Source organism: Neobacillus sp. DZ-9 (assembly GCF_059587065.1).
In genome coordinates, this window is sequence record NZ_JCAIOL010000002.1 from 1 (window position 1) to 13,469 (window position 13,469).

Consider the following 13,469-nt stretch of genomic DNA (forward strand, 5'->3'; position numbering starts at 1 on the left):
TTGATAGGTCAGAGGTGGAAGCGCGGTGACGTGTGGAGCTGACTGATACTAATCGTTCGAGGACTTAACCAAGTCATTAAGGTGAACTCGTTTTTACAAACTTCTTCTGCATTATCTAGTTTTGAGGGAATGAAAAAAAATAAATTTTCCTCTTGCAAAATATAAAAAAGACATTATAATAAAATAGTGTCGATTAAATAGTCTGGTAATAATGGCGAGAAGGTCACACCCGTTCCCATACCGAACACGGAAGTTAAGCTTCTCAGCGCCGATGGTAGTTGGGGCACGCGCCCCTGTGAGAGTAGGACGTTGCCAGGCTGTTATATTATTATTCCGCAGTAGCTCAGTGGTAGAGACGAGCAAAGCATCATGAAATCACTGCGAGTTGTACACGCCGAGCCGCTTCTTGATTTGCTTTCTGAGGCGGGGACATGGTTGTAATATGACAAAGATTAGAGAACAAATTTATATTATTCCGCAGTAGCTCAGTGGTAGAGCTATCGGCTGTTAACCGATCGGTCGTAGGTTCGAGTCCTACCTGCGGAGCCATTTTTATTTAGATAAGAATATAAGCTATGCTTCCATAGCTCAGTAGGTAGAGCACTTCCATGGTAAGGAAGAGGTCAGCGGTTCGAGCCCGCTTGGAAGCTTTCCTATATTTTATTGATATGGCCCCTTGGTCAAGCGGTTAAGACACCGCCCTTTCACGGCGGTAACACGGGTTCGAATCCCGTAGGGGTCACCAAAGTTTTTTCTTGATAGAGGAAATAACATTCAGTATATGGAGGATTAGCTCAGCTGGGAGAGCATCTGCCTTACAAGCAGAGGGTCGGCGGTTCGATCCCGTCATCCTCCACCATAATGTACTTGCACTATTGTACATGAATAGAATATATTGTTTTTATCGTCGCGGGGTGGAGCAGTCCGGTAGCTCGTCGGGCTCATAACCCGAAGGTCGCAGGTTCAAATCCTGTCCCCGCAATACGGTCTGGTAGTTCAGTTGGTTAGAATGCCTGCCTGTCACGCAGGAGGTCGCGGGTTCGAGTCCCGTCCAGACCGCCATTTAAATGGAAATGGCTCAGTAGCTCAGTCGGTAGAGCAGATTGCTCACATCATCGAACTTGCTTCTGCGGCAATCTGTGAGAAAGAACGAAAGTTCTTTTGAGCAAAGGACTTACCATAAAGTAGTTGTAGGAAATCATTTATATGTGGCTCAGTAGCTCAGTCGGTAGAGCAAAGGACTGAAAATCCTTGTGTCGGCGGTTCGATTCCGTCCTGAGCCACCATTTATGTTTTAGTTAATTATATGTGGAGGGGTAGCGAAGTGGCTAAACGCGGCGGACTGTAAATCCGCTCCCTCCGGGTTCGGCGGTTCGAATCCGTCCCCCTCCACCATATACAGGGGTATAGTTTAAAGGTAGAACGAAGGTCTCCAAAACCTTTGGTGTGGGTTCAATTCCTACTACCCCTGCCATTATATTGTGGCGATTGTGGCGAAGTGGTTAACGCATCGGATTGTGGTTCCGACATTCGTGGGTTCGATTCCCATCAGTCGCCCCATAATATTTTAAATAAATTCTTGTTTATTTCTTAATGACATTGGGCTATAGCCAAGCGGTAAGGCATCGCACTTTGACTGCGACATGCGTTGGTTCAAATCCAGCTAGCCCAGCCATTTTGCGGAAGTAGTTCAGTGGTAGAACACCACCTTGCCAAGGTGGGGGTCGCGGGTTCGAATCCCGTCTTCCGCTCCAATTTTTATGGCGGCATAGCCAAGTGGTAAGGCAGAGGTCTGCAAAACCTTTACCACCGGTTCGAATCCGGTTGCCGCCTCCATAAAACTTACGTTGAGTATGGGTTTGAACAGGCTATTTTAATTTCGCCGGGGTGGCGGAACTGGCAGACGCACAGGACTTAAAATCCTGCGGTAGGTGACTACCGTACCGGTTCGATTCCGGTCCTCGGCATTAGCTTCAAAAAAATATTGTCACGCCGGTGTGGCGGAATTGGCAGACGCGCACGACTCAAAATCGTGTTCCTCTGGAGTGTCGGTTCGACCCCGACCACCGGTATCACAAACGTTTCTCATATTGCATGAGAGACGTTTTTATTTTATCCTTTTGTTATGTAAATAATTAATATTAACTATCCTAAATTCATTAATTATAAGAGCAGATCATAATGCCCGTCAGGCCCGAAAGAAAGCTGTCACGGTAAATAAGAGGGCTTCATAATGCCCGTCAGGCCCGAAAGAAAGCCGACACGGTAAATAAGAGAGCTTCATAATGCCCGTCAGGCCCGAAAAAAAGCCGTCACGGTAAATAAGAGGGCTTCATAATGCCCGTCAGGCCCGAAAGAAAGCCGACACGGTAAATAAGAGGGCTTCATAATGACCGTCAGGCCCGAAAAATAGTCGTCACAGTAAATAAGAGTGCTTTATAATGCCGGTCACCCCCAAAAAATAGTCGTGATGGTCAATAAGAGCGGAGTTGCATGCTATACTCAAAAGTGGTTGACAATTTTTAAGGACTCATTTATATTCATGTTAAGTTAAAATGTGACGGAGATACGGTGACTCACACAATGTCCTACTTTAGGAGTAATTGGGTGAGTCTTTTTTTATTAAAAAAACGTGCATATAGGAGTGGTCTGAATGAGCCAACAATCATCTTTCACCTTTCAAACAGAAGATGGCGTTGTAATATTTGCTAAAAAATGGGCTTCAGAAAATGAAATTAGGCCAAAAGTCATTGTTCAAATTGCTCACGGTATGGCAGAACATATTGAGCGTTATGATGCTTTTGCAAAAGAGTTAATTTCCCACGATTTCATTGTCTATGGTAATGATCATCGAGGGCATGGCGAAACTGCGAAGTTAAATAATAGCAGCGGTTATTTTGCTGACAAACAGGGTTTTAATAAAGTAGTGGAAGATATGCATGCGCTAACAACCATAATCGAAAAAGAGTTTCCTGATATCCCTATCATATTATTTGGGCATAGTATGGGATCATTTTTATCAAGAAGATATATTCAATTGTACGGAAATCAACTAGCTGGTGTGATTTTATGCGGTACTGGCGGAGACCCTGGAATCATGGGGAAAATCGGAAAGTGGATAGCATCAAGAGAAATAAAACGTAAGGGTGCCCAGACGCCAAGCCCGCTGCTAAATAACTTGACCTTTGGAAGTTACAATAGAAGTTTTAAACCAGCTCGTACTGAATTTGATTGGTTAAGCAGAGAAGAAAGGGAAGTCGATAAATATATTGAAGATCCAATGTGTGGGGGGATTTTCTCTGCAGGATTTTATTATGATTTATTAGGCGGAATAGCAATCATTAATAAACCTGAAAATCTAAGGTTGATTCCCGTTAATCTGCCTATATTTCTAATTTCGGGCGCCAAGGATCCAGTTGGAAATGACTCAAAAGGAGTTTTAAAAACCTATAAAGCCTATAAACAAGTCGGAAGTAGAGAAGTAAGCTATAAGCTATATGAAGATGCACGCCATGAATTATTAAATGAAACAAATAGGGGAGACGTTCAAGCAGATATTATTAGATGGATTAACGTGCACATTTAAATATAGGTTATTAATTGTTATCATCGCACGAGAATGCCCAATGAACGAATTTTTGAAACGCTCAATGAAGAAAGTTAGAACAAGAGGCTAATTAAATAAATTTTCGCGATTAAAAATATATTGACTTTTGAATTTCAAATAGTTAGTATAATATTTAGAAATTAGAGATTCCTATTTTTAAATTTTCAAAAAATAAAGCTTAACAAAAAAAAGCATTGACTTTCAATTATACCATCAATACAATAATAACAATAGTAATTATTTACAATTTAAAAACTGAATATTCAAATAGAGGAGCGTTAAAAGGGTAGTCCTTTAAAGGATGAAGGTTTTTATCGCCGATAGATTGATTCCAAGGTGAAGGTTTTTTCGCCGCTAGTTGGATTCAAACTAGGGGAATGGGAGCAGGATCCCATTCACTGTCATATGTAATGTATGGAGTGCTATTTATTTCTTTTAGGTTTTGCCTAAATTAGAAATGTAGCCTCCTTTTTTTGTGGAGTTGTTGGTTCTTAAATCAACTTTTTAAGTAGTCTTCCGATCTTCAATTTCATCCTAAAATCTTAGATGCAAGAAAACAATTAGATATATGTTTTGAAGGGAGCGATACAAAACATGCAAACACTGGATACAGTGATCGTGACAGGCTATGCCAAAGCTCCTCAGGGAACTTCCATGTATGAAATGTTTAAGCACGCAGGAATCGTACTGGAAGTGGACCCAAAAGAGCATAAGATTGTGGGAGCCGAATTCACTTTCGTAACAGAATTGACAAAAAAACATTTTCAGAAACTGCTGATAGGGTATAGCCTCGAGAGAGGAATTGAGTACTTGATTGAACGAATTCAAAAATTTTATTTTGCTCCATCCCAGCAAGCGATCATTGTGGCCCTACAGGCTGCAGTTCAACGTTACTGGGATAACGTGAAGCAAATGAATACATAACGTTTGGTTATAATAAAGTGGGGAGACGACCTCTCTCCATGGTCTTATTAAAACCGGGCAGGTATAGACACTTAATAAGGAATGTTTTCTTTTTGATGACAGTCTTTATGGGGGATCTATGTCTTGTCCGGTTTTTTCTATATCCGAACTGTTAAACTGCACAAAAATTAATAGAAGGGATGGAAAAAGGGGATGAGAAAGCTAATTTCATGTGAGGAAGCTGTAAAAAAGATTAAAAGTGGCTCAAGAATTATGGTAGGTGGATTTGGCCTAGTAGGATGTCCGCTTAGTTTAGTAGATGCTTTGGAAGACTCAGAGGTAAAAGATTTAGAGATTATAAGTAATAACCTTGGAGAGCCAGGTAGAGGTCTTGGCGTATTAGTACGGCAAAAGCGAGTGAAAAAAGCAATAGGTTCTTATTTTACCTCCAACCCTGAGGTGGTCAAAGCTTTTCAGGACAAGGAATTGGAAGTGGAGCTTATTCCACAGGGGACAATGTCAGAAGCCATTAGGGCAGGTGGTGCAGGATTGGGTGGTTTTTATACACCGGTAAGTGTCGGAACGAAAATCTCAGAAAACAAAGAAGAGCGCATCCTTAATGGAAAAAAATATGTGCTCCAGGAACCAATTAAAGCCGATTTTGCCTTAATAAAAGCAAAAAAAGCAGATACATTAGGGAACCTCATCTATAACAAATCGGCCAGAAACTTCAATCCAATGATGGCAACAGCTGCAGATATCGTCATTGCAGAAGTAGATGAAATTGTTGAGAGCGGTCAAATTTCTCCTGAAGAAATCGTGACCCCTCATTTATACGTTGATTTTATCGTTTTGTCGGGAGGAAATTAGTATGAATGTGAAACATTATATTGCTGAAAGAGCCGCAAAGGAACTAAAGGATGGGGATATTGTAAATTTAGGAATTGGGATTCCTACGCTCGTAGCTGACCATATCCCAGAAAATATCCAAGTTTTTCTACATTCGGAAAATGGAATTCTTGGAGTTGGCCCGACTCCTGAACAAGAACATGTTGATAAAAACCTTGTCAATGCAGGCAAACTTCCTGTTACAGTGTTACAAGGCTCGTCCTTTTTTGATAGCGCTTTCTCCTTTGCTATGATTCGAGGAGGGCATGTGACGGTCTCGATTCTTGGGGTGCTCCAAATCGATGCAAGGGGACGAATTGCCAACTGGGCTGTACCGGGAAAAAGTGTTCTTGGTGTAGGTGGTGCGATGGATTTATTGGAAGGGTCAAAAAAAGTGATCGTGACAACCATGCACACGACGGATAAAGGAGAGTCAAAAATCGTTAAGGAATTAACCTATCCAATCACATCAGAACGAACAGTGGATTTAATTATTACCGATTTAGCGGTTTTCTCAGTAAAGGAAGATGGATTGCATTTGGTTGAGCTGGCACCTGGGATTTCTCTCAAGGAAGTACAAGAAAAAACTGACGCACCTTTTCATATTGCTGACTCAATTATTAATGGCACCGAGGTGACGGTGTAATGGTTGTAATCGTCAACGCATTTAGAACAGCCATAGGAAAGTTCGGCGGTTCATTGACCGACACGCTCCCAGAAGAGCTCGTATCTACGATTATGAAAAATAATCTTTCTGCCTCAGGTTACGGAGCAAATATCGTCGATGAAATAATCGTAGGCCAAACAAAGCAGAGTGCCAATGCTCCAAACATAGCAAGGGTCGCGTCATTAAAGGCACGTTTCCCAGAATCGATACCCGGCTACACAGTCCATCGCCAGTGTGGTTCGGGTATGCAAGCCGTCATTAATGGGGCAATGGCCATTTTATCCGGCCAGGCGGATGTCGTTTTGGCGGGGGGAGTCGAAAGTATGTCTCAAGCTCCACATTATTCGGTTGGAACACGATTTGGTCTCAAGATGGGTAATGTAATGCTTTATGACTCGAATACAGAGAGTCAGCCCAAATCGCAGCCTGAGGAAGTTTATGGCCATTTCACGATGGGTCAAACCGCCGAATGGCTTGCAAAAAAATATAATATTAGTCGGGAAGAGCAAGATGAATTTGCTTTTAAGAGCCAGCAGAAAGCGAAGCGTGCTATTGAACTAGGTCTATTTGAAGAAGAAATCATTCCTATTCCAGTTAAAGAGGGGAAAAGTGGGACAAGGCACTTTGCAATCGATGAGCATCCTAGATTGACGAACATTGAAAAGTTAGCAACCCTAAATCCTGTCTTTGACAAAGATGGAACTGTAACGGCAGGAAACTCATCTGGCAGAAATGATGGCGCTTCAATGCTGCTCTTGATGTCAGAAGAAAAAGCGAAACAGCTTGGGGTCGTTCCGATTGCAAGGATTCGTTCCTTTGCCGCAACAGGTGTATCACCAAAGGAAATGGGCATCGGTCCAGTACCTGCCTCTGAAATCGCCCTTAAAAAAGCAGGTCTCCGTTTAGAAGATATCGATTTAATTGAATTGAATGAAGCGTTTGCGGCCCAAAGTCTTGCCTGCTTAAAGGAATGGGGGATTAAGGGAGATAACGTGAATGTAAACGGAGGTGCAATTGCCTTGGGTCATCCGCTCGGATGCTCCGGTGCAAGGATTGTCACGACATTATGTCATGAGCTTGAAAAACAAAAACGTCAATATGGGCTTGCGACAATTTGTGTAGCAGGGGGATTAGGAATGGCAATGGTGGTGGAAAGATGGACAGAGTAAAACAAGATTATGTATTTCACCGGGATTTTAAAAAGGAATACCCCATCATTACCCACGGTGAAGGAGTCTATCTCTTTGATGATACTGGAAAAAAATTTTTGGACGCTTGTTCTGGAGCAGTTGCTGCTAACCTGGGACATGGGATTGCTTCAATAGGTGACGCCATGGCAGAGCAAGCAAAAAAAGCAGCATTTGTACATACGATGCGTTTTGAAACCAGAGCTTTACATGAACTGGCTGAAAAAATTGGAAAAATGGCACCAGGTTATTTAAATAAAGTTTATTTTACCACCGGAGGATCTGAGGCAAATGAAAGTGCCATGAAACTGGCGAGGCAATATCACAGGGATGCAGGCAGACCGCAAAAGCACATTGTCATTGGTCGTTGGCAATCGTACCATGGTAACACGATTGGTTCATTATCAGCGGGCGGTGACGTAAAAAGAAGGCACGCATACACTCCAAATCTTTTAAACTATGCACATGTTTACTCTCCGTACTGCCATCGATGTCCATACGGACGAGAACAAGATCATTGTCTCACAAAACAAAACTGGACATGTGTAGCGGATATTGAAAGAACGATTTTAGAGCTTGGCCCTGAGAACGTGTCGGCATTTATCGCCGAAGCTATAGTAGGGAGCCAGCAAGGAGCTGTGCCGCCACCGCCTGGTTATTTTAAGAAAATCCGTGAGCTTTGTGACCGATATCAAATTGTCTTAATCGTCGATGAAGTGATGACAGGCTTTGGTCGGACCGGAACCCATTTCGCGTCAGAACAGCTTGGAATCGAGCCTGATATTATCACATTTGGAAAGGGGGTTTCAGCCGGTTATGCTCCACTTGCTGGCATGATTGTTCATGATCAGTTAATTGAGGGGCTGATTCAAAATAGTGACGGGAAATTTATTCACGGCTATACCTATAGCGGTCATCCTGTTGCAGTTGCAGCCGGCCTTGCAGCCTTAGAAGTCTATGAACGTGATAATGTATTGGAAAATGTGAACGACCAAGGGAATTATCTTGTCGGGCGCCTTTTGGAATTGAAGCAAAATCATATTTGTATATCCGACGTCAGGGGCCGAGGACTTTTAATTGGAATCGAGCTTGTGAAGGACCGTGAGCAGGATCTTTTATTTAAACCATCTGAGAAAGCAGCTGAAACAATCAATAGTATAGCGATGGAACTTGGTGCGGTTTTTTATCCGGGGACAGGTTCAATTGATAGCATAAATGGGGAGCATCTCATTATTAGCCCCCCGCTAAATGTGGAAAAAACAGATATAGATGAAATTGTGAGAATACTAGACGAATCATTATCGATATTCAAAAGCCAATTACGAAAGGATGAGACAGTTGAAATTACAAAGTAAAACGAATGAAATTCAAGAAAAAGCACGTAAACATTTATCTCCGGTTATGACACGAGTGACAGAGCTTGTGATTGATAAGGCACATGGCGCTAAATTTTGGACAACAGATGGTGAAGAATATATCGATTTCGTATCAGGTGTTGCTGTTAATGCAGTCGGGCATACCAACAAGAAAATGGTTGATGCGATTAAAAAGCAAGCAGACAACTTAATCCATCTTGGCCTGAACTACGGATATTATGAAACGGCCGCAAATTTGGCGGAAAAGCTTGCCCAAATCACTCCTGGAAACCTGGATACAGTTTTTTTCTCCAATTCTGGTGCCGAAGCAATCGATGGGGCGCTTAAATTAGCAAAAGCTGCAACAGGCAGACCAGCAATTATTGCTTTTGAAGGATCGTTTCATGGCCGTACATTAGGTGCAACAGCTATTACAGCATCAAGCTCTAAATACCGCCGTTATTATGAACCGATTTTAGGGGAAGTATACCATATCCCATATCCTTACCCAAGCCAGCTGAAAAACATTAATAAAGAAGAAACAGAAGAGTATTGCTTGAACCAGCTGCAAAAATTATTCGATTTACGCGTAGATCCTTCCCGCGTTGCGGCGATTATTATTGAACCGGTAATGGGTGAGGGGGGCTATTACCCAGCACCGCCAAGCTTTTTGCAGGAGCTAAGAAGGATTACGGAAGAGCATGGAATTCTGCTGATTTTTGATGAAGTACAGACCGGCTTTGGCCGTACAGGTAAAATGTTCGCAGCAGAGCATGCGAAAGTTACCCCTGATATTTTAGTCTTGGCAAAAGCCCTTTCAGGTGGAATGCCTTTGGGTGCGATAGTAGCCAATCGTGAGCTCCATGAAAAATGGCCAACAGCTGGACATGGTTCAACATTTGGCGGAAATCCGATTTCTTGTGCGGCAGCCCTGGCAAACATTGAGGTCATTGAAGAAGAAAAGTTAGTGGAAAGAAGCGCAGACTTAGGGGCAGAGATTGTAGACAGGCTCCAAAAATCAATCGGTCATTTACCTGGTATTGTTGAAGTCCGCGGATTGGGTATGATGATTGGCATTGAATTTGATCAGCAGTTTGCAGCAACATTTGTACCTCAAATTAAAGCGAAAGCATTAGAAAATGGATTGCTCATCATGAACTGTGGTGTAAGCGGTCAAACCATCAGGTTAATGCTCCCGCTTAACATCCAGGAAGATGTGCTCGACAAAGGATTGATCATTTTAGAGGAGGCTGTGTCAGAAACCATCCTAGGAAGCTAATTGTCATTTCTCTAAGCAGTACTTCAAAAAAGGAGGTCACGATTATGTCAAATCAAATCAAAACTGAGATCCTTAAGGGAGATCTTTATATAAATGGGAAATGGGTAAATGAACCAGACCAATCTTACTTTGAAAGTTTAAATCCGGCTACCGGGGAGCTTGTCGGTGTTTGTGCAGCGGCTTCAACTGATCAGGTAGACAAGGCAGTAGCAGCGGCAGAAAAAGCCTATTCAAGCTGGAAGAACACTCCAATTCCGGAGAGGGCATCTTATCTGTCGAAAGCAGCCCAATTGTTTGAAGTACGGAAGGAAGAACTGGCTCGTGTTATGACTATGGAAATGGGCAAGGTTCTAACCGAGTCATTAGGAGAAGTTGGAGTGGTCAGTGCAACCGCTCAATATATGGCAGGGGAAGGCCGCCGCCTCTTTGGAGAAACGGTTCCAGCAGGTTTCTCGGGGCGGAACGTAAGAATGGTGCGTGAGCCGCTTGGAGTGGCAGCATGTATTACCCCATGGAATTTCCCAGTATCGCTCGCTTCCTACAAAATATTTTCAGCTTTGATTGCCGGTAATACGGTTGTTTGGAAGCCGGCATCAGAGGTGGCATTGTCGGCAAAGATCTTTGTCGAAATATTGGCTGAAACCGGATTACCTGAGGGAGTAGTGAACTTGATTACTGGTTCCGGTAGTAAGGTTGGACGAAAACTTGCTGAGCATCAGGCTGTCAAAATTATTTCTTTTACGGGCTCAACAGAGGTCGGGCAGCAGCTGGCAGAAATGAGCAGCAAAACGTTAAAACGCATTTCCTTGGAATTGGGCGGGAAAAATGCAGTTATCGTCCTGAAGGATGCGGACCTTGACAAAGCGGCAGATGGAATTGTCAAATCAGCATTTACAACAACTGGTCAGCGCTGTACAGCAGCAAGCCGGGTTATTGTTGAACGTCCGGTTAAAGAGCAGCTGGTAGAAAAAATTGTGCAATTAACAAAATCTATGAAAATAGGAAATGGTCTTGAAGAAGGCAGCCAGGTTGGGCCTCTTGTAAATGAAGATCAGCTTCATACAGTTGAGAGGTATGTACAAAAAGCGATTGAAGAAGGCGGAAAAATTGTATCAGGAGGAAAGCGCGTGAATGAATTGGGCGGCTTTTACTATGAGCCGACGATTATTGAAAACGTCAAGCCAAATGATTCTATCGCGCAGGAAGAAATATTTGGTCCTGTCCTGGCCATCATTGAAGTAGATTCATATGAGGAAGCAATGGAGGTAAATAACGGCACGATTTATGGGTTGTCTACATCCATCTATACCGAAAGTCTTCATTATGCGAACCGGGGTGCATCGGAAGCGGTAAGCGGACTTGTCTATATTAATAATGGAACCTCTAATGCTGAAATGGGGGTTGCATTTGGAGGCATGAAAATGTCTGGTAACGGACACCGTGAAGTCTCCCACCATGCATTCGATGTCATGACAGAGTGGAAGTCCATTTATACAAACTATTAATTGATTCAATTCTTTTAAAAGGTGGGAGATTATGAGAATACATCGTATTGGCATTGCCTTCTTCTACCATGAATCCCATAGTTTCAGTTCAATGAAAACCGAAATGGAACAGTTTCGAAATGAAGGTTATTTTATAGGGGATGAAATTTATGATGCCTATAGTGGAACGAAGACTGAAGTTGGCGGGTTTCTGGATGTTTTGAGGCAGGTAGAGAATGTTGAAATCGTGCCGCTGCTTTGTGCGGCCGCGGTTCCATCAGGTGTTGTAACGACAGAAGCGTACTCCGTTATTGAAAAGCAAATGCTGGAGTCGCTCATGAATGCAGGAAAGCTGGATGGATTATTGCTGGCACTCCATGGAGCGATGGTTGTGGAGCACCTGTTTGATCCGGAAGAGCATTTACTGGGAAAAATCCGCGGCATTCTTGGATCTGATGTTCCAATCGCTACAACACTTGATATGCACGCCAATTTGAACGAAAAGATGATTGAGTATACTCCGCTTCATTTTGGATTTAAAACATATCCGCATGTTGATATGTATGAACAAGGCCTTCAGGCAGCAAAAGCTTTATTAAAACAATTAAACAATGGCGTTACATACTACGCTGCGTTTGAAAAATTGCCGATGATGCCCCCCTCTATCAATATGAGAACAGCAGAGGGGCCAATGTACAAAATGATTGAATGGGCAAAACAAGTGGAAGAAGAAGAAGAAGAAGAAGTATACAATGTTTCCATCTTTGGAGGGTTCCCTTATTCGGATATTCCCATGGCAGGAGCTAGTGTACTGGTTGTTGCGCTCAATCCACAAAAAGGAAAAGAAACAGCTCAAAAACTAGCGTCCTTGTTTTGGAGTGTAAGAGAAGAGTTCATCATGGACCTTCCCAATGTAAAACAAGCGCTGGATATGGCGCTGTCGATTGAAGATAACAAACCGATTGTATTGGCTGACATCTCGGACAATCCTTTAAGCTGCGGAAGCGGGGATACAACCGAATTGCTTAGGGAAGTGGTGAACCTGAACCTCGCTGAAACGCTGTTTGGGGGACTTTATGATCCGGAATCGATTGAGGCATGTCGGAAGTCGGGAGTCGGAAATAAGGTATCGTTGTTACTTGGCGGCAAGGTATCTCCTGAATTCGGAGAACCTGTCCAAGTTGAAGCAACAATCATTGCCTTATCAGACGGTGTATTTTATAATTCAGGGCCGTTTAATCAGAATCTTAAGGTCGATTTAAAGGGTGCGGCACACATTCGTGTTGGTAAGATGGATATCCTCCTCATTGGAAGGCCGATGTCAGCGAATGATCCGGAAATGTTCCGTCATATTGGTCTTGAGCCCTCAGCAAAGAGAATTCTCTGTCTTAAGGCGAAAAATCATTTCCGGGCTGCATTTGAGACGATTGTTGGACACATCATTTATGTGGATGCACCAGGTGTTGCTTCCAACCGTTTAACAACATTTACGTATCATCACATCCCAAGGCCGATCTGGCCATTGGATGATATCAAATATGAGGTGGAACTAAGGAGGAAAGAAACATGGAAACATTAAAAAAATCTTATTATGTCGAAGTTCCGACTTCACTAAACCCGGAACAGTTACACATAATGATGGACCTCGAGAAAGATGCATTTCCGGGAATGGGAGCTGTTGATGAACAAACCTTGATTCCTTTAGTTAGATACGGGAAATTAATTCAATATCGACAACCAGATGATGCTAGACCGATCGCCGTTTGCGAGATGATGAGAGATTACAATGATATTCATAAAGCCTACATATTCGGCTTTTATGTTCGTTCCGACCAGCAGGGGAAAGGAATTGGAAAGTTATTCTTGGAGGAAATTTATCCAATTTTAAAGCAGGACGGTTTTCACAAAGTGTGCTTAACAGTCAACACCCAAAATAAGGCAGCTGTTAAATTATATGAAAAAATGGGATTTGCCATTAAAGGAACGAGATTCGATGAGTTTGGCGAAGGGGAAAACCGCTATTATATGGAGTACATTCTTTCTTAAATAGTTAGAACCAAGGGAGAAATTTTTCTAAAAAATTGGTTATTAAAAAAAAC

The 13,469-nt window shown here is 42.7% G+C and carries 10 protein-coding genes, 15 tRNA genes, 1 rRNA gene and 1 riboswitch; all 26 genes read left to right on the forward strand.

Going from position 1 to position 13,469, the window contains the following annotated elements; genetic code table 11:
- The first annotated feature begins 201 nt into the window (after positions 1–201).
- The 26 genes from rrf (at position 202) to AC59HZ_RS04440 (ending at position 13,416) form a co-directional block, all read left to right on the forward strand.
- Positions 202–318: ribosomal RNA gene (rrf, locus tag AC59HZ_RS04315) — 5S ribosomal RNA — on the forward strand.
- A gap of 156 nt (positions 319–474) precedes the next feature.
- Positions 475–549: transfer RNA gene (locus tag AC59HZ_RS04320), tRNA-Asn, on the forward strand.
- A 28-nt stretch (positions 550–577) separates the two neighbouring features.
- Positions 578–650 (forward strand) — tRNA-Thr (locus AC59HZ_RS04325).
- 20 nt (positions 651–670) lie between these two features.
- Positions 671–745, forward strand: a tRNA-Glu gene (locus AC59HZ_RS04330).
- A gap of 38 nt (positions 746–783) precedes the next feature.
- Positions 784–859 (forward strand) — tRNA-Val (locus AC59HZ_RS04335).
- Between the two features lie 49 nt (positions 860–908).
- Positions 909–982, forward strand: a tRNA-Met gene (locus AC59HZ_RS04340).
- A gap of 3 nt (positions 983–985) precedes the next feature.
- Positions 986–1,062: transfer RNA gene (locus AC59HZ_RS04345), tRNA-Asp, on the forward strand.
- Positions 1,063–1,210: 148 nt separating this feature from the next.
- Positions 1,211–1,286: transfer RNA gene (locus AC59HZ_RS04350), tRNA-Phe, on the forward strand.
- A 24-nt stretch (positions 1,287–1,310) separates the two neighbouring features.
- Positions 1,311–1,395, forward strand: a tRNA-Tyr gene (locus AC59HZ_RS04355).
- 5 nt (positions 1,396–1,400) lie between these two features.
- Positions 1,401–1,474, forward strand: a tRNA-Trp gene (locus tag AC59HZ_RS04360).
- Between the two features lie 10 nt (positions 1,475–1,484).
- Positions 1,485–1,560: transfer RNA gene (locus AC59HZ_RS04365), tRNA-His, on the forward strand.
- 40 nt (positions 1,561–1,600) lie between these two features.
- Positions 1,601–1,675: transfer RNA gene (locus AC59HZ_RS04370), tRNA-Gln, on the forward strand.
- 4 nt (positions 1,676–1,679) lie between these two features.
- Positions 1,680–1,754, forward strand: a tRNA-Gly gene (locus AC59HZ_RS04375).
- Positions 1,755–1,762: 8 nt separating this feature from the next.
- Positions 1,763–1,836, forward strand: a tRNA-Cys gene (locus AC59HZ_RS04380).
- A gap of 45 nt (positions 1,837–1,881) precedes the next feature.
- A tRNA-Leu gene (locus AC59HZ_RS04385) sits at positions 1,882–1,967 on the forward strand.
- Positions 1,968–1,991: 24 nt separating this feature from the next.
- Positions 1,992–2,072: transfer RNA gene (locus AC59HZ_RS04390), tRNA-Leu, on the forward strand.
- A gap of 581 nt (positions 2,073–2,653) precedes the next feature.
- Positions 2,654–3,586: an alpha/beta hydrolase gene (locus AC59HZ_RS04395; protein WP_496544664.1), complete on the forward strand. Its 933-nt coding sequence runs from the start codon at positions 2,654–2,656 to the stop codon at positions 3,584–3,586.
- A 281-nt stretch (positions 3,587–3,867) separates the two neighbouring features.
- Positions 3,868–4,040, forward strand: a riboswitch (Lysine riboswitch).
- Between the two features lie 161 nt (positions 4,041–4,201).
- Positions 4,202–4,531, forward strand: a complete 330-nt coding sequence (locus AC59HZ_RS04400; RefSeq protein WP_496544665.1) for a DUF3870 domain-containing protein — start codon at positions 4,202–4,204, stop codon at positions 4,529–4,531.
- Positions 4,532–4,723: 192 nt separating this feature from the next.
- A complete protein-coding gene (locus AC59HZ_RS04405) occupies positions 4,724–5,380 on the forward strand; it encodes a CoA transferase subunit A (protein ID WP_496544666.1) in 657 nt (218 codons plus the stop codon).
- A 1-nt stretch (position 5,381) separates the two neighbouring features.
- Entirely contained in the window at positions 5,382–6,044 is a 663-nt protein-coding gene (locus tag AC59HZ_RS04410) for a 3-oxoacid CoA-transferase subunit B (protein ID WP_496544667.1), read from the forward strand.
- The gene (locus AC59HZ_RS04415; RefSeq protein ID WP_496544668.1) at positions 6,044–7,234 is read left to right on the forward strand and encodes a thiolase family protein; all 1,191 of its coding nucleotides are present in this window, start codon (positions 6,044–6,046) and stop codon (positions 7,232–7,234) included. Before AC59HZ_RS04410 ends, AC59HZ_RS04415 begins: the two co-directional genes overlap by 1 nt.
- Positions 7,222–8,607 (forward strand): aminotransferase family protein, encoded by a 1,386-nt coding sequence (locus AC59HZ_RS04420; RefSeq protein ID WP_496544669.1) that lies wholly within the window; start codon positions 7,222–7,224, stop codon positions 8,605–8,607. The genes AC59HZ_RS04415 and AC59HZ_RS04420 overlap by 13 nt, the downstream gene beginning before the upstream one ends.
- Positions 8,591–9,886, forward strand: coding sequence for an aspartate aminotransferase family protein (locus AC59HZ_RS04425; protein WP_496544670.1), 1,296 nt, complete (start codon positions 8,591–8,593; stop codon positions 9,884–9,886). Before AC59HZ_RS04420 ends, AC59HZ_RS04425 begins: the two co-directional genes overlap by 17 nt.
- Positions 9,887–9,930: 44 nt before the next feature.
- On the forward strand, positions 9,931–11,391 hold the full coding sequence (locus AC59HZ_RS04430; RefSeq protein WP_496544671.1) for an aldehyde dehydrogenase family protein: 1,461 nt from the start codon (positions 9,931–9,933) through the stop codon (positions 11,389–11,391).
- Positions 11,392–11,422: 31 nt separating this feature from the next.
- Positions 11,423–12,949, forward strand: a complete 1,527-nt coding sequence (locus AC59HZ_RS04435; RefSeq protein WP_496544672.1) for a M81 family metallopeptidase — start codon at positions 11,423–11,425, stop codon at positions 12,947–12,949.
- Positions 12,937–13,416 (forward strand): GNAT family N-acetyltransferase, encoded by a 480-nt coding sequence (locus AC59HZ_RS04440; protein WP_496544673.1) that lies wholly within the window; start codon positions 12,937–12,939, stop codon positions 13,414–13,416. Before AC59HZ_RS04435 ends, AC59HZ_RS04440 begins: the two co-directional genes overlap by 13 nt.
- Positions 13,417–13,469: the final 53 nt, after the last annotated feature.

Excerpts from the sequence above, each read along its gene's own strand:
- AC59HZ_RS04395 (WP_496544664.1), top strand. The coding sequence starts at position 2,654 with ATGAGCCAACAATCATCTTTCACCTTTCAAACAGAAGATGGCGTTGTA.
- AC59HZ_RS04400 (WP_496544665.1), top strand. The coding sequence starts at position 4,202 with ATGCAAACACTGGATACAGTGATCGTGACAGGCTATGCCAAAGCTCCT.
- AC59HZ_RS04405 (WP_496544666.1), top strand. The coding sequence starts at position 4,724 with ATGAGAAAGCTAATTTCATGTGAGGAAGCTGTAAAAAAGATTAAAAGT.
- AC59HZ_RS04410 (WP_496544667.1), top strand. The coding sequence starts at position 5,382 with ATGAATGTGAAACATTATATTGCTGAAAGAGCCGCAAAGGAACTAAAG.
- AC59HZ_RS04415 (WP_496544668.1), top strand. The coding sequence starts at position 6,044 with ATGGTTGTAATCGTCAACGCATTTAGAACAGCCATAGGAAAGTTCGGC.
- AC59HZ_RS04420 (WP_496544669.1), top strand. The coding sequence starts at position 7,222 with ATGGACAGAGTAAAACAAGATTATGTATTTCACCGGGATTTTAAAAAG.
- AC59HZ_RS04430 (WP_496544671.1), top strand. The coding sequence starts at position 9,931 with ATGTCAAATCAAATCAAAACTGAGATCCTTAAGGGAGATCTTTATATA.
- AC59HZ_RS04435 (WP_496544672.1), top strand. The coding sequence starts at position 11,423 with ATGAGAATACATCGTATTGGCATTGCCTTCTTCTACCATGAATCCCAT.
- AC59HZ_RS04440 (WP_496544673.1), top strand. The coding sequence starts at position 12,937 with ATGGAAACATTAAAAAAATCTTATTATGTCGAAGTTCCGACTTCACTA.